The organism is Microbacterium sp. P5_B6, from assembly GCF_056400345.1.
Window position 1 is genome coordinate 159,007 of the sequence record NZ_JBFULL010000006.1, and the last position, 20,024, is coordinate 179,030.

The following is a 20,024-nucleotide window of genomic DNA, read 5'->3' on the forward strand; positions in this document are numbered from 1 at the left end:
ACCCACCGGTCTCTGACGCAAGATAGGAAGCCATGTTCTCGTCGACTGGTTCCCCTCCGACGCGCCGGCCTTGGGGGCCGCGCGACCGCCGGCGCGCGCTCTTCGCGGTGCTCGGAGTCTTCGGTGTCCTGGCCGTCGCCGTGACTGCGAGCGCGGTGATCGCGCTGATCCGCGCACAGGACGCGCCGGCGGCAGCCGCTCCGACACCGACGATCTCGGCAACACCGACTTCCCCTGCCACCCCGACCCCGACACCGCTGACACCGAGCGATGCGCTGCTCGCGACGACGCAGGATCCCGCGGCGTGCGCCGTGACCTTCAGCGGTGAGGGTATCGCCGATCCGCCCATGCTCCAGACGCAGGGCGCCCTTTACACCGCGCTGCCGATTCCCGCGCGCGATGGTCTGGTGTTCGCCGGGTGGTACCTGACCGCTGCGGACGCGGCATCCTTCAGCGTTCCCGAGCGGATGAACGGCTCGCAGCGTGTCGTCTGCGCGGCCCACGAGCGGACGCTTTACGCGGCGTGGAAGACTCCTGCGGAGAATGCGGCCGAGGATGCCGGCATCCCGATCCTGATGTACCACCAGTTCACCGCGAATCCCGACGGTGAGAGTGGCTGGCTGCGCGGCAACTACGCCTACATCGGCGACTTCGATGCGCACCTCGGCCACATCGCGAGCACCGGCTTCTACCTGCCGACGTGGGACGAATTGAGTGCGTTCATCGACGGTCGGCTGTTCCTGCCGACCCACTCCGTCATCGTCACGGACGACGACGCCGACCAGAGCTGGTTCGACCTCGCGGCGCCCCTGGTGGCGAAGCACCGGGTGCTCACCACCTCATTCATGATCACCGCGTACCGGCAGGATCCCGCCCCCAACCAGTACGTGCTGCGCCGGTCCCACACGCACGACATGCACAAGGCCGGCGCCGACGGCAACGGGCTGATGGTCAATCTCAGCGCCGCCGAGATCGCCGCGGATATGGAGACCTCCGCGCAGGTGCTGGGCGTGAAGGAGGTCATGGCGTACCCGTTCGGGCACCACAATGAGACCTCGAAAGAGGGCCTGCGGATGGCGGGTTTCGAGATGGCCCGCACGATCGAGCCCGGCTACGTGCACATCGGCACCGACAAGCTGGCCCTGCCCACCGTGCGCATCAACTACGGCATGGGGCTCGACCAGCTCGTGCGCCTGATCGGCTGAGTCCCGTTTGCAGGTGTCCCCCTGCGTCGGGGATCCGTGGCGTCAGAGCTCGCCCGGCGCCGCCGCCTGCGCGTCCAGCTCCTCGACCAGCCGGCGCGCGCGACTCGGCTGAGCGCCGACCTTGCGCGGCGCGTAGACGACGAGCGAGTGGAAGACGAAGCGCAGCACGAACGCGACGACCAGCGTGAGGGCGGTCGCCACAACAGCCGTGATGTGACCCGAATTGACCATCAGCGCCACGATGGGGATGCGCACCAGCAGCTCGACGTTGTTGAAGCTCACAGACTTGGCGAAGCGCGACCACACGCCCGATGCCTCGCCCCTCATGTCCTGGAACACGAAGCGCTCGATGAGGAGGAAGTTCGCGATGATCGTCGTCTCGGCCGCGACGATCGCCGCCGGGATGTAGCCGACGCCCGCGCTGGTGAGCGCCCACACGATCGCCACGTTCGCGATCGCGCCGAGACCCCCGATGATCGCGAAGAGCGACATCTTGCCGAACCGCAGCGCCGCGAGCTGCGTGATGAAGTGGACACCCTGCCGCAAAGACGCCTTGGACTCGCCCGCGTGCCGTGTCGCGAAATCGAACGGCACCTCGGCGATCCGCAGGTTCTTGCGGGCGAGGATCTCAAGGAGGATCTTGAACCCGCGCGGCTGGAGTGTCTCGGGCTCGACCACACGGCGGTCGACCAGGAAGAATCCGGTCATCGGGTCGGAGACATCCTTGAGCCGAATGGGGAACATCGCCCGCGTGAGCCCGGTCGAGGCCTTCGAGACGAGCACGCGGGTGCGATCGGCGAGCCCGACCGAGGTGCCTCCGCCGGAATATCTCGAGGCGACGACGACGTCGACATCGCCGCGGCGGAATCTCTCCCACAGCGCGGGGATCTCCTCCGGCGGATGCTGGAGGTCGCCGTCCATGACCAGGCACGCGTCCGCCTCGGCAGCACCGATCCCCTCGATCACCGCGCCTCCGAGCCCGCCGGTGTGCTCGTCCCGGTGGATCAGACGCACGGGGAGCGCAGCGGATGCCGCCACTCGCCGCACCTCGTCCGGGGTGGCATCCGAGCTGTCGTCGACGAAGATGATCTCGGCATCGATGCCCTCCACCGCCCCGGTGACACGCCGCACCAGCTCCTCGACGTTGGGAGCCTCGTTGAACGTGGGGACGATGATCGAGAGTTGCACTGCGAACATCGTCGCACGCGCGGGGCGCGCGGCGAATCTTCCCCTCATCTGCTGGGGAATCACACAGCGGAAAGACAGGGCCGGAGCGTCGCATCCGGCGATCGTCCAGCATCTATGCGTCAGAATTGAACGATGACTTCCTCCTCTTCGACCCTCACGCTCTTCGGCGCCGACTGGTGCATGGACTGCCGTCGCACGAAGAAGCAGCTCGATCAGCTCGGTGTGTCGTACGAGTACATCGACCTTCTGGCCGACCCGAACGCCGCCGATGTCGCGCGCGAGATCTCAGGGCGCACGAGCATTCCGGTGGTCGTATACCCGGATGCCTCGCACCACGTCGAGCCGTCGAACGCAGACGTCGAGTCGAAGCTGCGCGAGCTCGCGCTCATCTGACCCGGGGCCGTGACGCTCACTAGGCTGAGGCCGTGAGCGAAGGCGTCGAGGCCAATACCCGGACGATCGAAGGGTCGGTCGTCACGGACTTCTCGGACCGCATGACCTATGGCGGCTACCTCGATCTCGAGACGCTCCTGTCGGCGCAGCGGCCGCTGAGCTCCCCGGAGCATCACGACGAGCTGCTGTTCATCATCCAGCACCAGACGACCGAGCTCTGGCTCAAGCTCGTGCTGCACGAGCTGTCGGCAGCATGCGGGCTGCTGCGCGACGATCAGCTCGCGCCCGCTCTCAAGTGCATCGCCCGCGTCAAGCACATCCAGCGCACCCTGACCGAGCAGTGGTCTGTGCTCGCAACCCTCACCCCCGCCGAGTACGGCCAGTTCCGCGGGGTGCTGGGCAATGCGAGCGGCTTCCAGTCGGCCCAATACCGTGCGGTCGAGTTCACCCTCGGCAACAAGAACGCCGGCATGCTGCGGATCTTCGAATCGGACCCCGCCGCGCATGCGATCGTGTCGGGGGCGTTCGAGGCTCCGAGCCTCTACGACGAGTTCCTGCGCCTGCTCGCACGCTCGGGCTACGGCATACCCGGCTCCGTCCTCGAACGCGACCTCACCAAGGCCTGGACCTTCACGCCCGAGCTCGTTCCCGTCTTCGCCGGCATCTACGCCGACCCGCAGGCGCACTGGGCCGCCTACGAGACCTGCGAAGAGCTCGTCGACCTCGAGGACAACTTCCAGCTGTGGCGCTTCCGCCATCTCAAGACGGTCGAGCGCATCATCGGCTTCAAGAAGGGCACCGGGGGTTCCAGCGGCGTCCCCTTCCTGCAGCGGGCCCTCGAGCTCACGTTCTTCCCCGAGCTTTTCGCTGTCAGGACCGAGATCGGGAGCTGACGGATGCTGCACATCGACCCCTTCGCGATCCGTGAGCTGCTCGGACCCGACGCCGCACCCGGCAGGCGTGCGATCACGGGCGAGCACGGGGTCGTGCTGCCCGCCCTGACCGACCACCACGTGCACCTGCACCTCATCGACGAGCATGAGCTCGCCCCGCACGGCATCGCCTCGGTGGTCGATCTCGGCGGCGACCCGCTGGCCCTTGCCCGCCGGCCGCGCGAGGGGTTCCCGCGCCTGGCCTATGCCGGGGCGTTCCTCACCGCACCCGGCGGCTACCCCGTGGGGCGGCCGTGGGCCACGTCGGCCATCACGCGTGAAGTGTCCGATCCGTCGCGGCACCCGGGCGTGGCCTGGAGTGCGGCGACGGTCGTCGATGAGCAGGCGTCGTGCGGAGCATCCGTCATCAAGGTGGCGTTGAACGCGGCCGCGGGACCGGTCCTCGACGCCGAGACACTCCGGTCGATCGTCGCGTGCGCGCGCGAGCGCGGACTTCCCGTCGTAGCGCATGTGGAGGGCGAGGGCACGATGCGCCTCGCGCTCGACGCCGGGGTGGATGCCCTCGCCCACGCGCCGTTCAGCGAATGGCTCGACGGCGCGTCGATCGCGCGCGCCATCGCGCTCAGGCAGCGGTGGATCTCGACCCTCTCGATCCACGACGGCGTCGACCGCGAACGCGCGGCGATCAATCTGGCGACGTTCGTCGCCGCAGGCGGGCGGGTGCTCTACGGCACCGACCTCGGCAACGGCGAGCGGCCCGCGGGGATCCAGCCGGACGAGCTGGCCGCGCTCGACGCCGCGGGCCTGCGAGGACCCCGGCTCATCGCCACGATGACCGGTCCGTGGCCGGGGGTCGACGGCCCGCACGGCGTCGCGACCTTCGTCCCGGGCGCTCCGCCGCGGACGCTCGACGACATCCCAGCCTGGCTCGGCGGGGCGACGGTCGTACCCGATGAAGAGGTCGTGCGGGATGAGCACTGACGCGGGCGCTCTCCGATCCGTCGAGGAGGCGCTGGCGGACGAGGCCTCCCGGCTCGACGCGGCCGACGCGCTGGCGGACCGGCGTGCGCTGTTCGTGGGAACCGAGACCCCGCTCGTCTACTTCGACGGCAACTCGCTCGGACGGCCGCCCCGCGCCACCGCCGAGCGGCTCGCCCGGTTCGTCACCGACCAGTGGGGCGGGCGCCTGATCCGCGCCTGGGATGAGACCTGGATGGAGCTGCCGTTCACGATCGGCGACACGATCGGGCGCGCGGTGATCGGCGCGGCACCCGGGCAGACCGTCGTCGGAGACTCCACGACGGTGCTGCTGTACAAGCTGGTGCGTGCGGCGTTCGACGCGCAGCGCGCCGCGGACCCGGGGCGGCGGGAGATCGTCGTGGACCGCGACAACTTCCCGACCGATCGCTACCTGGTCGAGGGCATCGCCGCCGAGCGCGGCGGTCACGTGCGCTGGGTCGATGTCGACACGGCGTCCGGCGTCGACGCCGACGCGCTGGCGGCCGCGGTCGGTCCGCAGACCGCGGTGGTGGTGCTCAGCCACGTCGCCTATCGCTCGGGATATCACACGGATGCCGAGGCGCTGACCCGCATCGCGCACGACGCCGGCGCGCTCATCCTGTGGGACCTCTGCCACTCGGCCGGTTCGGTGCCCGTCGAGGCAGACGCGTGGGGCTTCGACCTCGCGGTCGGCTGCACCTACAAATATCTCAACGGCGGTCCGGGTGCACCGGCATTCGCGTACGTGGCAGAGCGGCACCAGGCCGCTCTGGCACAGCCGATCCAGGGCTGGATGGGAGCCGCCGACGTCTTCGCCATGGGACCGGAATATCTCCCGGCGACCGGAATGCGACGGTTCCTGTCGGGGACTCCCCCGGTGCTCGGCATGCTCGCCATGCAGGACACCCTGGCGATGATCGAGGACGCCGGCATCGGCGCGATCCGCGAGAAGTCGATCGCGCTCACCGAGTTCACCCTGCGCATCGCCGACGAACTGCTCGCACCGCTCGGCGTGGAGGTCGCCTCCCCCCGGGCACCCGCACAGCGCGGCGGGCACGTGACCCTGTCGCATCCGACCATGCGCGAGGTGACCGCGCGGCTGTGGGCAGAGGACGTGATCCCCGACTACCGCGACCCCGGCGGGCTGCGGATCGGCCTCTCGCCGCTCTCGACGAGCTTCGCCGAAGTGCACACCGGGATGCTGGCCGTCCTCCACGCGGTCCGCGCGACGAGCGCCTCGGGTCGCTGAGCCCGTCGACCAGCCGGCCAGCCACCGAGACGTCCGGGTGCACAGTCGCACGGGCTCTCCCCGTGAGGCGCTTATGCTGTCGCGATGAGCATCGACGCTCCCGGCGCAGCGGAAGCGCCGGCACCCTCGCAGTCATCACCTCGACTCTCAGCCGGCACCATCGGGCGCTACGCCATCGGATCCCTCGGCACGGGCGGCTTCGCCACCCTTCCCGGGCTCGTGCTGACCTACTACCTCACCGACTCCCTCGGTGTCGCAGCGCTCGCTGCAGGCCTCGTGATCACGATCGCGAAGATCTGGGATGTCATCATCGACCCGGTCATCGGAGCCCTCACCGACCGGGATCTCGCCCGGCACGGCACCCGCCGGCGCCTGATGCTGCTCGGATCGCTGATGCTGCCGGTCTTCTTCGCGCTGACCTTCGCCGTCCCTCCCGTCCTCGGGCCTCTGGCGGGCGCCGTCTGGGTGCTCATCGCCTTCACGCTGACCGCGACGGCGTTCAGCCTCTTCCAGGTGCCGTACATCGCACTGCCGGCCGAGCTCACCACGAGCTATGACGAGCGCACGCGTCTCCTCACGTGGCGGGTGGTCGTGCTGACCTTCGCGATCCTGCTGTTCGGCGCGGGAGGACCCGCGCTGCGCGGCCTCACCGGCGATCCGGTCACCGGATACCTCGTGATGGGCGTCGTGGCGGGTGTCGTGATCGCCCTCGGGATGCTCACCGCGACGACGGTCGCGCGCAAGGCCGTGAGCCGCGCCGCAGCCGACTCCAGTGGCACGGGGCCCCAGTTCCGGGGCGCGGGTGACGCCGCCCAGGAGACCTCGAACATCCGCCAGCACTTCGCCGCCGGCATCCGGGCCCTGCAGCGAAGCGCGCCCTTCCGCGCCCTGCTGGGCACGTTCGTCCTGCAGGCGCTCGCGACAGGACTCATGCTCGCGGGCGCCCAGTACGTCGCGACGTGGGTGCTGAAATCCGAGGACGCCGTCACCCTGCTCTTCGTGGCGCTCATCGCCCCGGCGCTGTTCGCCGCGCCGGTATGGGGGCAGGTCGCGCGTCGGGTCGGCAAGGAGCGCACGTTCGCCGTCGCGAGCGCGATCTTCGCCGTCGCCGCACTGTCGATCGTGGCGGTCCTGTGGGCGCCCGGCGAGTGGATCTACGCCCCGGTGGCCGTCGCGGGCGTGGCGTATGCGGGCATGCAGTCCCTTCCGATGGCGATGCTCCCCGATGTGATCTCGCACGACGAGCGCACGAGCGGACCCGGTCAGGCCGGTTCGTTCAGCGGCGTGTGGACGGCCGGCGAGACGGTCGGCTTCGCGCTGGGCGCCACCACGCTCGCGCTCATCCTCGCGCTCACCGGCTACGTCTCGTCGACCGCCGACCAGCTGGTCACGCAGCCGGATGCCGCCATCGTCGGCATCGTCGTCAGCTTCAGTGTCGCCCCGGCCGTCCTCATCGTGCTCAGCATGCTGACGCTGGGCCGCTATCGCCTCCGAAGGATCGACATCGAGCCTGGCACTGCGTAGCGCCCGCTTCGGGACTGCGTCTCACCGATTCCCCAGGCCGCGCGCCTAAGCTGGGGCCACCCGCCCGAAGGAGAGCGCCTTGTCGCCCACCGCGAAGACTTCCGCCCCGCCCCGCCGGATCGAGGCGCCCGCATCGGCGCCTGCGATCGACGCGGCCATCGCCGAGCTGAAGACCGGCGTCGCCGCCTGGTCGCATCTGACACTGGGGCAGCGCGCGCGCCTGCTCGAGCGGGTCAGGGCGACCGTCGTCGCACAGGCCGAGGAGTGGGCCGATACCGCGGCCACCTCGAAGGACCTCGAGGCCGGGCACCCCCTCCGGGGCGAGGAATGGCTCGGCGGGCCCTACGCCGCGATCATCGCGCTGGACGCCTACCACCGCACGCTGACGAAGCTGTCGAAGGGCGGGAGCCCGCTCGACGGAGTGAAGACGGATGCCGGTCCCGACGGCCGAGTGCGTGTTCAGGCCTTCCCGCTCGACCCCATCGACGGCCTCCTGCTGTCGGGCTTCTCCGGCGAGGTGTGGCTGCAACCCGGCGTCTCGGAGGCGGACGCCACGCGCACCGCGGGCCTCGCCCAGCTCTCCCCGGCGAGCTCGGGCGGCATCGGCCTCGTGCTCGGTGCCGGCAACGTCACCTCCATCCCCGTGCTCGACGTCTTCTACGAGCTGCTCGCCCACAACCGTGTGGTGATCCTCAAGGTCAATCCGACCCAGGACGCCCTGGTGCCGGTGTTCACACGGGCGCTCGCGCCGCTCATCGAGCTCGGCCTCGTGCGCATCGTGACGGGCGGACCCGACGTCGGCGCCTACCTGACGCAGCACCCGGACATCGCGCACGTCCACATCACCGGAGCTGCGGCGACCTTCGACACCATCGTGTGGGGTTCTTCGCAGGGGCCCGGTGCCGCCGCGACCGCGCGCCGGCGCACCGAGGGGCGTCCGCTTCTCCACAAGCCCATCACCGCCGAGCTCGGCGGAGTCTCGCCGATCATCGTCGTGCCCGGCCAGTGGAGCGACGCCGACCTCGCCTTCCAGGCGGAGCATGTCGCGACGATGCGGCTGCAGAACAGCGGCCACAACTGCATCGCCGGACAGGTCGTGCTGCTGAGCTCGGACTGGCCGCAGCGCGAGGCCTTCCTCGCCGCGCTCGAAGCGGCCTTCACCGCGGCGCCCGAGCGCTCGGCGTGGTATCCCCGGAGCGCCGAGCGGCTCCAGGCCGCAGCATCCGCCTACCCGTCCGCGGTGTGGATGAACGACGGCACTCGTGCGCTGGTCGAGCTCGACGAGGCAGACGACTGCAGCGCGCTGGAGCAGACGGAGTACTTCGCCCCGGTGCTGGGCGTCGTCACGCTTCCCGGCCTGGGGCAGGAGTTCCTCGACCGCGCTGTCGGACATGCCAACGAGCGGCTCGTCGGCACTCTCGGCGCGAACGTGCTCATCGACCCCGCCACGCAGGACGCGCTCGGCGCGGGATTCGAACGGGCGATCGCCGACCTCCGCTATGGCTCCATTGCGATCAACGCGTGGACCGCGTTCGGCTACCTGCAGCCTGCGCTCACGTGGGGCGGCTTCCCCGGGTCGAGCATCGACGACGTCGGCAGCGGTCTCGGAGTGGTGCACAACGCCCTGCTGCTCGACGCCGTCGAGCGCTCGGTGGTGCGAGGACCCTTCCGCCCCTTCCCCCGCTCGAGCGGGGCTCTCGGCCGGCCGGGCACGTTCTCGGTGCTGCCGAAGCCCCCGTGGTTCGTCTCCTCCCGCACGGGCGCTGCGGTCTCCGAGGGCTTCACGCGGTTCCAGATGACCCACGACTGGGTCGGGCTCGGCAAGACCCTGCTGCAGGCGTTCCGCGCATGACCCGCGGCAGCGGCGATCTCGCGGCCGACTACATCATCGTCGGCGCAGGTTCCGCGGGCGCCGCTCTGGCGGCACGGTTGAGCGAGGACCCGGCCGTCTCCGTCCTCCTCCTCGAGGCGGGCGCCCCCGACAGGGCTCTCGAGCTGCATGTGCCGGCGGCCTTCTCGAAGCTCTTCCGCGGCCCGTACGACTGGTCGTACGACACCGTTCCGCAGCGCGAGCTCGACGACCGCACGATCTACTGGCCGCGCGGCAAGACGCTCGGCGGGTCATCGTCGCTGAACGCCATGATGTGGATCCGCGGCTTCGCCGCCGACTACGACGAGTGGGCGGATGCCGCGGGCCCCGCCTGGTCGTGGGACGCACTGGTGCCCTACTTCCGGCGCGCCGAGCGGACGAGCGACCCCGTCGACGACACCCAGGGAGCCGACGGCGCGCAGAGCATCGAGCATCAGCGCGACCCGCGGCCGCAGACGCGGGCCTTTCTCGAGGCGGCGCGGGAGCTCGGCCACGAGGTGACATCCCCCAATCTTCCGATGGGCCAGGGCTTCTCGCAGACGATGGTGACCCAGCGTCGTGGCGGACGGGCATCCACGGCGGACGCCTACCTTCGGCCCGCGAAGCGCCGCCGCAACCTGCGGGTCGTCACCGGCGCGCTCGTGCGGAAGGTGACGTTCGAGCGGTCAGAAGCTGCCGGCGCGCCGACGGCGCCGCGTGCGACGGGCGTGTACGTCGAGATCGACGGCATCCCGCGCCAGGCCATCGCGCGGCGCGAGGTCATCCTGAGCGGTGGGGCGATCAACACGCCGCAGCTCCTCATGCTCAGCGGCATCGGGCCTTCGGCGCACCTCGCGGAGCACGGCATCCCGACCCTGGTGGACAGTGCCGATGTCGGAGGGAACCTTCAGGACCACCTGGTTGCCGGGCTCGCCCCCGCCGGCACAGGCGGGACGCTGTACACGGCCGAGAGCATCGGCCAGCTGGCACGCTATCTCACGGGACGACGAGGGATGCTCACCTCCAACGTCGGAGAGGCGTACGGGTTCGTCCGCACGGCGGTGGCCGATCAGGAGGGCCTCCCCGAGGGCCTGCCCGACATCGAGATCATCTTCGCGCCGGCGCCGTACGTCGGCGAGGGACTCATCCCCCTCCCCGCTGAAGGCCTCACGGTCGGCGCGATCCTGCTGCGTCCGCGCAGCCGCGGGACGATCCGGCTGGCCTCGGCAGACCCGGCGGCGAAGGCCGTGATCGATCCGGGCTACCTGACCGACCCCGACGGGATCGACGCCGCCACCCTGCTCGCCGGCCTTGCGGAGTGCGAGCGCCTCATCGGCACGAAGGCTCTCGGCGCGCTGACCACCGGCGGCTGGGTGCAGCCGGAGGGCGGCGAGCGCATGAGCTCGGCGGAGCGCGCGGAGCTGTCGATGCGCCACTACTCGCACACGCTGTACCACCCGGTCGGAACGGCGAGGATGGGAACGGATGCCGCCTCCGTCGTCGACCCCGAGCTGCGCGTCCGCGGTGTGCGAGGTCTGCGAGTGGCGGACGCCTCGGTCATGCCCACGATCATCCGCGGACACACCAACGCGCCCGCGATCGTGATCGGCGAGCGGGCCGCCGACGTCATCGCCGCGCGCTGACCCGGATTCGGTCAGCCGCCGTAGACGTCGGCGTAGTCGCCGCCCTCGTTGTCGGAATGGTCGTCCGGGCCGTACTGGTCGGACGGGGGCTGGGCGACGCGAGTCGTTCCCTCGGCGAACCGGTCGGTGGCCGCGCGGAGCGCGCGGGCGATGCCCGGCTCGGAGGCGGAGTGCCCGGCATCCGGAACCATGACGAGCTCCGCCTCGGGCCATTCGCGGTGCAGGTCCCAGGCCGTCATCGGGGGCGTGCACACGTCGTAGCGACCCTGCACGATCACGGCCGGGATGTCGCGGATCGCGTCGACACCGGCGATCAGCTGACCCTCGTCGAAGAAGCCGCCGTGCATGAAGTAGTGGTTCTCGATACGGGCGAACGCGAGTGCCGCATCGGGGTCCGTCATCGTCGCGACGAGATCCCGATCCGGGAGGAGCGTGAGGGTCGAGGCCTCCCACCTGGTCCATGCGATGCCAGCCGGCAGGTGGACGGCGGGGTCGGGGTCGGCGAGGCGCCGCGCGTACGCCTCGATCATGCGCGAGCGCTCGAGCACCGGGATCGGCGCGATGAAGTCCTCCCACAGGTCGGGGAAGATCACCGAGGCGCCACCCTCGTAGAACCACTCGAGCTCGTGGCGGCGGAGCGTGAAGATGCCGCGCAGCACGATCTCGCTCACCGATTCGGGATGCGCCTGCGCGTAGGCGAGCGCGAGGGCGGAGCCCCACGATCCGCCGAACACCTGCCAGCGCTCGATGCCGAGATTTCGGCGGAGCAGCTCGATGTCAGCCACGAGATGCCACGTCGTGTTGTGGCGCAGCTCTGCGTCGGGGCTGCTGGCGTGCGGAGTGGACCGGCCGCACCCGCGCTGGTCGAGCAGGACGATCCGGTAGCGCTCGGGGTCGAAGAACCTCCGGTGCCAGCTCGACGTGCCCGCGCCGGGCCCGCCGTGGAGGAACACGACCGGCTTCCCCTCGGGGTTGCCGCTCTGCTCCCAGTAGACGCGGTTTCCGTCGCCGACGATGATGACGCCCTTCTCATAGGGCTCGATGGGTGGATAGAGGATGTCGTCGAGGTGGGCGGGGGTGCTCACAACTCGTCCCCTGGCACGCCGAAGGTGTCGCACGCCTGGTAGCCCCCCTGATATCCGACCTGGAACCATCGCTGGCGCTGCTCGCTCGATCCGTGCGTCCACGCCTCGGGGTTGACGGGCGCACCGGACTCGCGCTGGATGTGATCGTCGCCGACGCTGGCCGCGGCATCCAGTGCATCGCGGATCTGTGCCTCGGTGGGCGGCTGCAGGAACGGCACGCCGTTCTCGTCGACCTGCTCCCCCGCGTCGGCGACCCAGGCGCCGGCGAGGCAGTCGGCCTGAAGCTCGGTACGCACGCCGTTGCTGTCGGGCCCTGTGCCGTTGTCGGGATAGGCCTCCATGATGCCGCCGATGTTCTGCACGTGGTGGCCGTACTCGTGGGCGAGCACATAGAGCTGGGCGAGAGGTCCGGCTGTCGCATCGAACTGCTCGCGGAGGATCGCGAAGAACGTGGGATCGACGTACACCGTCTCTTCGGGCGGGCAGTAGAACGGGCCGGTCTGGTTCGAGGCGGTGCCGCACGCCGACGAGGTCGACTGGTCGACGATGATCAGGTCGGGCTGCCGATAGCCCTCGATGTTCTTCGCCCAGTACTGGTTGAGGTTCAGCGATGCCGCCGCCAGGCGGCAGGCGTCGTCCCTGTTCGCATCGGCCCCGGTCTCGCAGTTGGCGACCTCGGACTCCTGGCCACCGCCGCCCGCGCCCGCGAGCGGGCCGAGCAGGCTGGAGAAGTCTCCGCCCGTGAACAGACCGAGAAGGAGCACCGCGAGCGCTCCGATACCTGTGATGCCACCGCCGGCGAGAGCGATGCCGCCGCCACGACGCCTCGCCGTGTTCCCCCCGACGCTGGCGTTCTCATTGAACGTCATGGCATCACGGTACCCCGGAGGGCCCGGAACAGCCCCAATCTGAGACCCCCTTGATTTTCGGGGCAGGAATAGGCTCGGGTCATGGCCACGACTTCCACGACCGTCACGATCACCGGCGCCGGCGGTCAGATCGGCTACGCGCTCCTCTTCCGGATCGCGGCGGGCGGGATGCTCGGCCCCGACCGGCCGGTGCGGCTGAAGCTGCTCGAGATCCCCCAGGGGATGCGGGCTGCCGAGGGCGCCGCGCTCGAGCTGCAGGACTGTGCGTTTCCGCTGCTGGCCGGCGTCGACGTGTCGGACAGGCCGGAAACGGCGTTCGAGGGCTGCAGCATCGCGCTGCTCGTAGGATCCCGGCCGCGGGGCCCCGGGATGGAGCGCGGCGACCTGCTGGCCGCGAACGCCGGGATCTTCGGTCCCCAGGGCGCGGCGCTGAACGCCGTGGCCGCCGATGACGTGCAGGTCGTCGTGGTCGGCAACCCGGCCAACACGAACGCCCTCATCGCCGCCGCATCCGCCCCCGACATCCCCTCCGAGCGCTTCACCGCCCTGACGCGTCTCGATCACAACCGGGCCGTCGGACAGCTGACGGACGTGCTCGGCGCGCGCCCCGACGAGATCGACGGCGTGGCGATCTGGGGAAACCACTCGGCGACCCAGTTCCCTGATGTCTCGCATGCGACCGTGCGCGGAGTCCCCGTCATCGATGCTCTCGCCGAGCGACACGGCGGGCGCGAGCAGGCGATCGCGTGGCTCGACGACACTTTCATCCCGCGCGTCGCCAAGCGGGGAGCCGAGATCATCGAGGTGCGCGGATCCTCCTCGGTCGCCTCGGCCGCGAACGCCGCGATCGAGCATGTCCATGATGCGCAGCGCGGGACGGACGGAGCCTGGACCTCGGCCGCCGTGGTCTCGGCGGGCGAGTACGGCGTCGCCGAAGGGCTCGTGTGCTCCTTCCCCGTGACGAGCGACGGCTCGGGATATCGGGTGGTGGAGGGGCTGTCGCTGGACGACCGCAGCCGCGCTCGAATCGCGGCATCCGTCGCGGAACTGGAGGCGGAGCGCGCCGCGGTGCGCGATCTGGGTGTCATCTAGCCGATGGGCCCGCTCGTCCTCGCCATCATCGGGGTCCTCGTGGTCGCGGTGACCTCGGCCGTGGCCCCGCGCATCAAGATCGCCGGTCCGCTCCTCCTCGTCGCGATCGGGCTCGGTGTGAGCCTGCTCCCTTTCGTGCCGCCGGTGCAGGTGGAGCCCGACATCATCCTCATCGGCATCCTTCCGCCGCTGCTGTACTCGGCGGCGGTGCGGCTGCCGGCGATCGAGTTCCGCCGCGACTTCGGCCCGATCGCAGGGCTCTCGGTGCTGCTCGTGATCGTCAGTTCCGTCGCACTCGGCGCCTTCTTCAACCAGCTCGTCCCCGGCCTGGGCATATTCTTCGCACTCGCCCTCGGTGCGATTCTCAGTCCGACGGATGCCGTCGCCACGGCGATCGTCAAACGGCTCGGCATCTCGCGGCGGGTCGTCACCCTTCTCGAAGGCGAGAGCCTGCTCAATGACGCGACCGCTCTGGTGCTCCTTCGGGTGGCCATCGTGGTCGCGGTGACAGGCACCACCCCCGAGGGAGGCTTCGTCGGGGCGTTCGTCTGGGGAGTCTTCATCGCCGTCCTCATCGGGGGCGTGGTCGGGTGGCTCAACCTGCGCCTGCGGCACTTCATCCGCAACTCCGCGGCGAACACCGCGATCGGGATCGTGGTGCCGTTCGTGGCGTACCTGCCCGCCGAGCACCTCGACGGTTCGGGCCTCGTCGCCGCGGTGGTCGCCGGAATCGTCACCGGTCAGGGCGCCGCACGCTGGTTCACCCCCGAGCAGCGGATGTCCGACGAGCTGAACTGGCGGACGATCGAGCTCGTGCTCGAAGGCGGCGTCTTCCTCCTTATGGGGCTCGAGCTCAAGGAGCTGCTGCAGCAGAACCTCGCCGACGACCGTGGCATCGGGCATGCCGCGTGGCTCGCGCTCGGCGCCTTCGTGATCATCATGGCCGTGCGAACGGCGTACGTCTCGCTCCTGGTCTGGCTCCAGAGCGCCCGCGCGCGCCGCAAGCAGCGGTCGAGAGCCCGACTCGAGTCCTTCAGCGATCGCATAGACGAGATCGAGGCGCAGCCGCCCGCACCGGGTTCCGGGCCGGCGCTCACACGCGGCGCGCGGGATGACGAGAGGGGAGCGTCCCGGAGTGACCCCTCTCCGCAGCGCCGGAGCCGGCGGATCAGCGCCATGCGCGCGCGGATCGCGCGCGGGCTCGCCGACATCGACTACTACCAGGCGTCCCCTCTGGGATGGAAGCATGGCAGCGTCATCGTCTGGGCGGGCATGCGGGGCGTCGTGACCCTCGCCGCAGCTCAGACGCTTCCGCGCGAGATGGCGGAGCGGCCGCTCCTCGTGTTCGTCGCCTTCCTCGTCGCGGTCGGGAGCCTGATGGGTCAGGGCCTCACCCTCCCCTGGCTCGTGCGCGTGCTGCGCATCGACGACTCCACCGCCGACGAGGTGAGTCGGGTGGAGCAGCTGCGGCTCGATGACGAGCTGCGGCAGGCCGCGGCATCCGCTCTCGCGGATCCCGCACTCGAGCGACGGGACGGTTCCGCGTTCAGCGAGACCCTCCTGGGCGGCGTCGGTGCGCGCCTGACCGAGCCGCCCGACGAGGAGTCCGGCCTCGCGATGGGCGAGGCTCTCGAACTGCGTCTCGCGATGATCGAGGCGATGCGATCCCGTCTCGTCGAGCTGTCGTCCGGCGGCCTCTACAGCACCGCGGTCCTCCGGCATTCGCTCGCCGAGCTCGACGCCGACCAGCTGAGCCTCGAACTGCGACTGCAGGACGACGGGTGAGCGCCGGTTTCCGCGCGCCGCGCAGGGCACAATAGAGAGCGAGAGGGGGGCGCATGTCACAGGCAATGCAGGCACCGGATGCTGTCGAGCCGAACTCGGAGACAGGCCCGGTGACGCTCGCGCACGCCGCCGAGTGCCCCCAGTGCTTCACCGAGCTGCAGCGCGACCGCGACTGGTGGCAGGCCCGCCCTTCGAGCGCCCGGCTCGTGGGACTCGTCATCTCGCGTGACGACATGCCCTCCGTGGTCGAGCAGCGTGACGAGCTCACCCGCTTCGGCGTGCCGATCGACGGCTTTCGCCACCCCGCCCCGGAGACGCTCGAGTCGTGGGAAGAGCGACTCGTGCGTCTGTTCGGCCGTCTCGTGCGCGGAGACGTGCTCGTCGTGACCAACGTCCACGCCCTCGGGCGCGACACCGACGAGGAGACCCGCACACTGGCGGAGCTCGCACGTCGCGGCGTGGTGGTGAAGGTGCTGCGCCAGGGCGCGCCGCACCTCGACGACGCCCTGGGCTGACACCTCGGGTCGAGTGCCCTCAGCGGGGGGCCGCTCCGACATATGCGCGCAGGTGCTTGCCGGTGAGGGTGTCGGCGTGGGCGACGAGGTCGGCCGGAGTCCCCTCGAACACGATCGTCCCGCCGTCGTGGCCCGCGCCTGGTCCGATGTCGATGATCCAGTCGGCGTGTGCCATGACCGCCTGGTGGTGCTCGATGACGATGACGCTGTTGCCCGCATCGACGAGCCGGTCGAGCAGGGCGAGCATGTTCTCGACGTCGGCGAGGTGCAGTCCCGTCGTCGGCTCGTCGAGCACGTAGATCGCGCCCTTCTTCGCCATCGAGATCGCCAGCTTCAGCCGCTGCCGCTCGCCGCCTGACAGCGTGTTGAGCGCCTGGCCCAGCGTGATGTAGCCGAGTCCCACGTCGATCATGCGCACGAGCGTCGTATGGGCCGGCCCCTTCGCGAAGAAGTCGGCCGCCTCGAGCGCCGACATCGCGAGCACCTCGGCGATGTTCCGGCCCTCGAGGCGGTACTCGAGCACATCGTCGCTGAACCCCGAGCCGTCGCACAGCTCGCAGAGCGTCTCGACAGTCTGGGTGAAGCCGAGCGTCGTGATGATGACCCCCAGTCCTCGGCACGCGGGGCACGCACCCTCCGAATTCGCGCTGAAGAGGGCGGGCTTGACCCCGTTGGCTTTCGCGAAGGCGGTGCGGATGGTGTCGAGCATGCCCGTGTACGTGGCGGGACTGCTGCGCCGATTTCCCTTGATGGGGGCCTGATCGACCACGACGACGTCGTCGAACTTCGGGACGTTGCCGTGGATCAGCGAGGACTTGCCCGACCCGGCGACACCGGTGACGACCGTCAGGATGCCGAGGGGGATGTCGACATCCACGGCCTTCAGGTTGTGCTGGCTCGCGCCGCGGATCTCGAGTGCGCTCTTGACCGCACGGGTTTCGGGCTTGATGCGCGCCCGATCGCCGAGGTGCCGGCCCGTGATCGTGCCCGATGAGCGCAGGCCCGCGACGTCGCCCTCGTACTGAACCTCTCCGCCGGCCCGCCCGGCGCCCGGTCCGAGGTCCACAATGTGGTCGGCGGTCTCGATGACCTCCGGCTTGTGCTCGACGACGAGGACGGTGTTCCCCTTGTCTCGCAGAAGGCCGAGAAGCTCGTTCATGCGCTGGATGTCGTGCGGGTGCAGCCCGGCGGTCGGCTCGTCGAAGACGTAGGTGATATCGGTCAGCGCGGAGCCGAGGTGGCGGATCATCTTGGTGCGCTGGGCCTCACCGCCCGACAGGGTTCCCGACGCCCGGTCGAGCGAGAGGTAGCCGAGGCCGATGTCGACGAACGAGGAGATCGTCTGACGCAGCCCCACCATCAGTKGCGCGACCTCAKGGTCGTCGACGGTGCCGAGCCACTGTGCGAGATCGGTGATCTGCATCGCGGCTGCGTCGGCGATGCTGATGCCCCTRATCTTCGAGGACCGCGCGCCCTCATTGAGGCGCGTGCCGCCGCATCCCGGACACGGCATGAACTTCACCGCACGATCGACGAAAGCGCGCACGTGCGGCTGGAGCGCATCGCGGTCCTTCTGGAGCATCGACTTGGTGATCTTGGGCACCAGACCCTCATAGGTCATGTTGATCGCCTGGATCTTGACCTTCGTGGGCTCCTTGTACAAGAAGTCGTRCAGCTCCTGCTCGGTGTAGTCCTTGATCGCCTTGTCGGGGTCGACGAATCCCGACTCGCTGAACGCGCGCACGAGCCAGCCGTCCGGGCTGTAGCCCGGGATGGTGATGGCGCCGCCGGCCAGCGACTTCTCGCGATCGAAGAGCTCGTCGAGATCCACGTCGCTCGCCTCGCCCAGCCCCTCGCAGTCGGGGCACATGCCTCCGGTGATCTCGAAGGACCGACGCTCCTTGACCTTCTGACCGCCCTTCTCGAACGTGACCGCACCGGCGCCCTTGACGGAGGGGATGTTGAACGAGAACGCCTGCGGCGAGCCGACGTGGGGCTGGCCGATACGGCTGAACAGCATCCGCAGCATGGCATGGGCGTCGGTGGCCGTGCCGACGGTCGAGCGCGCATTGGAGCCCATCCGCTCCTGATCGACGATGATCGCGGGGCTCACGTTCTCGAGACTGTCGACCTCGGGGCGATTCAGCTGCCCCATGAACTGCTGGACGAAAGTCGGGTAGGTCTCATTGATCAGCCGCTKGGACTCGTTCGCGATCGTGCCGAAGACGAGCGACGACTTGCCCGATCCGCTCACGCCCGTGAAGACCGTGAGGCGTCGTTTGGGGATCTCGACGCTGACGTTTTTGAGATTGTTCTCACGCGCCCCGACCACCCGGATCACCTCGTGGGAATCGGCGATGTGACGCTCGCCCGACTGCGTGTGCTCCGTCGCTGCCATGTGTGCCCTCCTCGGCTGAACCGTCGCCAGTCTGCCGCACGGGGGCGACATGCGGTGCGCCCAGGCGGTCGGGTGCTGCCTCTACCGCGTGAGCCTTTCGAATCGATGCGATTCGGGAGCGCTCCCAATTTGTTACATCGCCGTTATTGACGTGGGAGGAGGTCCGACTTATTCTTCTCATCGAAGCGGTTCGAAATCGAAGCGCTTCGACGTTGGATGGGCCCCCGCCTGAGTTCTCTCCAACGGCCATCCACGAAGGAGTGACATGGAGCGACGCCAACCCCACCCGGCGGCATCCCGCATGGATGCCCGATTCCGAGTGGCGCGCTGATGACGACGCAGGCGCAGGGTCAGCTGGTCAACCAGGAAGCGGCGATGCGCAACCTGGAGAAGAACTCCAGCACGCGACGCCCTCGCAGGCTGCGTCCGGCGGGGAGTCGGACGTCGTTCCGGCTGTTCCTGTGCATCCTGCCGCTGCTGATCCTGGCGTTCCTGTTCTCCTACCTGCCGTTGTACGGGTGGGTGTACGCGCTGTACGACTACAAGCCGGCGCTGGGGATCGAGGGCAGCGAGTTCGTCGGGCTGCAGTGGTTCGAGATGCTGGTCTCGTCGCCGACGCAGATGGCGCAGATCGGGCAGGTGCTGCTGAACACCCTGGCGATCAGCTTCCTCGGGATCGCGACGTCGATCCTGCCGCTGTTCTTCGCGATCTTCCTGAACGAGGTCCGCGCGACGTGGTTCCGCTCGTCGGTGCAGACCCTGACCGCGCTGCCGAACTTCATCTCCTGGGTGCTGGTCTACATGATCGCGTTCTCGCTGTTCTCCAGCTCGGGCCTGGTGAACGACGTGCTCATGGATGCCGGGCTGATCACCGCGCCGCTGAAGTTCCTCGACACCGACGAGAACGTCTGGATCACGATGACGCTCTGGTCGATCTGGAAGGGTCTGGGCTGGGGCGCGATCATCTACCTCGCCTCCATCGCCGGGATCGACCAGTCGCTGTACGAGTCCGCACGCATCGACGGCGCCGGCCGGTTCCAGCTGATGCGCTACATCACCCTGCCGCAGCTGATGCCGACTTACCTCGTGCTGCTGCTGCTGTCGATCGCGAACATCCTCAACAACGGCATGGAGCAGTACTACGTGTTCCAGAACGCGTTCAACAAGCAGTACATCCAGGTCCTCGACCTGTACGTCTACAACATCGGCATGACCGGCAACAGCCTGTCGCTCGCCACCGCGATCGGGATGCTCAAGAGCATCATCTCGGTCGCGCTGCTGCTCACCGTGAACGCGGTCTCCAAGCGCGTCCGCGGCGAATCGATCGTCTAAGGGGA

General features: G+C 69.4%; 16 protein-coding genes. 12 read left to right on the forward strand and 4 right to left on the reverse strand.

From position 1 onward, the window contains the following. Positions 1–32: 32 nt before the first annotated feature. Entirely contained in the window at positions 33–1,205 is a 1,173-nt protein-coding gene (locus AC1DP3_RS10155) for a polysaccharide deacetylase family protein (protein WP_477293043.1), read from the forward strand. Between the two features lie 42 nt (positions 1,206–1,247). On the opposite strand, the gene AC1DP3_RS10160 is transcribed toward AC1DP3_RS10155, so the two are convergent. After that, complete coding sequence (locus AC1DP3_RS10160) at positions 1,248–2,393, reverse strand: glycosyltransferase (protein ID WP_477293273.1); 1,146 nt, start codon at positions 2,391–2,393, stop codon at positions 1,248–1,250. Positions 2,394–2,525: 132 nt separating this feature from the next. Between AC1DP3_RS10160 and AC1DP3_RS10165 the strand changes: the two genes are divergently transcribed. The 7 genes from AC1DP3_RS10165 to AC1DP3_RS10195 all read left to right on the forward strand — a co-directional run bounded on the left by AC1DP3_RS10165 (position 2,526) and on the right by AC1DP3_RS10195 (position 10,943). Next, positions 2,526–2,786, forward strand: coding sequence for a glutaredoxin family protein (locus tag AC1DP3_RS10165; protein WP_477293044.1), 261 nt, complete (start codon positions 2,526–2,528; stop codon positions 2,784–2,786). A 32-nt stretch (positions 2,787–2,818) separates the two neighbouring features. After that, the gene (gene kynA / locus AC1DP3_RS10170; protein ID WP_477293045.1) at positions 2,819–3,679 is read left to right on the forward strand and encodes a tryptophan 2,3-dioxygenase; all 861 of its coding nucleotides are present in this window, start codon (positions 2,819–2,821) and stop codon (positions 3,677–3,679) included. Positions 3,680–3,682: 3 nt separating this feature from the next. Further along, complete coding sequence (locus tag AC1DP3_RS10175; protein ID WP_477293046.1) at positions 3,683–4,660, forward strand: amidohydrolase family protein; 978 nt, start codon at positions 3,683–3,685, stop codon at positions 4,658–4,660. Next, positions 4,650–5,927, forward strand: a complete 1,278-nt coding sequence (locus AC1DP3_RS10180; RefSeq protein ID WP_477293047.1) for a kynureninase — start codon at positions 4,650–4,652, stop codon at positions 5,925–5,927. Before AC1DP3_RS10175 ends, AC1DP3_RS10180 begins: the two co-directional genes overlap by 11 nt. An 84-nt stretch (positions 5,928–6,011) precedes the next feature. Continuing rightward, positions 6,012–7,451: an MFS transporter gene (locus AC1DP3_RS10185; protein WP_477293048.1), complete on the forward strand. Its 1,440-nt coding sequence runs from the start codon at positions 6,012–6,014 to the stop codon at positions 7,449–7,451. 79 nt (positions 7,452–7,530) lie between these two features. Beyond that, positions 7,531–9,303 (forward strand): aldehyde dehydrogenase family protein, encoded by a 1,773-nt coding sequence (locus AC1DP3_RS10190; protein ID WP_477293049.1) that lies wholly within the window; start codon positions 7,531–7,533, stop codon positions 9,301–9,303. Then, a complete protein-coding gene (locus AC1DP3_RS10195) occupies positions 9,300–10,943 on the forward strand; it encodes a GMC family oxidoreductase (protein ID WP_477293050.1) in 1,644 nt (547 codons plus the stop codon). Before AC1DP3_RS10190 ends, AC1DP3_RS10195 begins: the two co-directional genes overlap by 4 nt. Before the next feature lie 11 nt (positions 10,944–10,954). Here the strand turns inward: AC1DP3_RS10195 and pip are convergent, their stop codons facing one another. Beyond that, a complete protein-coding gene (gene pip, locus AC1DP3_RS10200) occupies positions 10,955–12,028 on the reverse strand; it encodes a prolyl aminopeptidase (RefSeq protein WP_477293051.1) in 1,074 nt (357 codons plus the stop codon). Further along, positions 12,025–12,897, reverse strand: a complete 873-nt coding sequence (gene ypfJ, locus AC1DP3_RS10205; RefSeq protein ID WP_477293052.1) for a KPN_02809 family neutral zinc metallopeptidase — start codon at positions 12,895–12,897, stop codon at positions 12,025–12,027. The genes pip and ypfJ overlap by 4 nt, the downstream gene beginning before the upstream one ends. An 81-nt stretch (positions 12,898–12,978) precedes the next feature. On the opposite strand from ypfJ, the gene AC1DP3_RS10210 reads away from it, so the two are divergent. From AC1DP3_RS10210 to AC1DP3_RS10220, 3 genes are read left to right on the forward strand one after another with little or no spacing between them, the layout of a single operon-like run. After that, on the forward strand, positions 12,979–13,989 hold the full coding sequence (locus tag AC1DP3_RS10210; RefSeq protein WP_477293053.1) for a malate dehydrogenase: 1,011 nt from the start codon (positions 12,979–12,981) through the stop codon (positions 13,987–13,989). Between the two features lie 3 nt (positions 13,990–13,992). Beyond that, the gene (locus AC1DP3_RS10215; RefSeq protein ID WP_477293054.1) at positions 13,993–15,774 is read left to right on the forward strand and encodes a cation:proton antiporter; all 1,782 of its coding nucleotides are present in this window, start codon (positions 13,993–13,995) and stop codon (positions 15,772–15,774) included. Between the two features lie 53 nt (positions 15,775–15,827). Beyond that, entirely contained in the window at positions 15,828–16,289 is a 462-nt protein-coding gene (locus tag AC1DP3_RS10220) for a recombinase family protein (RefSeq protein WP_477293055.1), read from the forward strand. A gap of 19 nt (positions 16,290–16,308) precedes the next feature. Here the strand turns inward: AC1DP3_RS10220 and AC1DP3_RS10225 are convergent, their stop codons facing one another. Continuing rightward, a complete protein-coding gene (locus AC1DP3_RS10225; RefSeq protein ID WP_477293056.1) occupies positions 16,309–18,687 on the reverse strand; it encodes an ATP-binding cassette domain-containing protein in 2,379 nt (792 codons plus the stop codon). A 330-nt stretch (positions 18,688–19,017) separates the two neighbouring features. Between AC1DP3_RS10225 and AC1DP3_RS10230 the strand changes: the two genes are divergently transcribed. Continuing rightward, positions 19,018–20,019, forward strand: coding sequence for an ABC transporter permease (locus AC1DP3_RS10230; RefSeq protein WP_477293057.1), 1,002 nt, complete (start codon positions 19,018–19,020; stop codon positions 20,017–20,019). Positions 20,020–20,024: the final 5 nt, after the last annotated feature.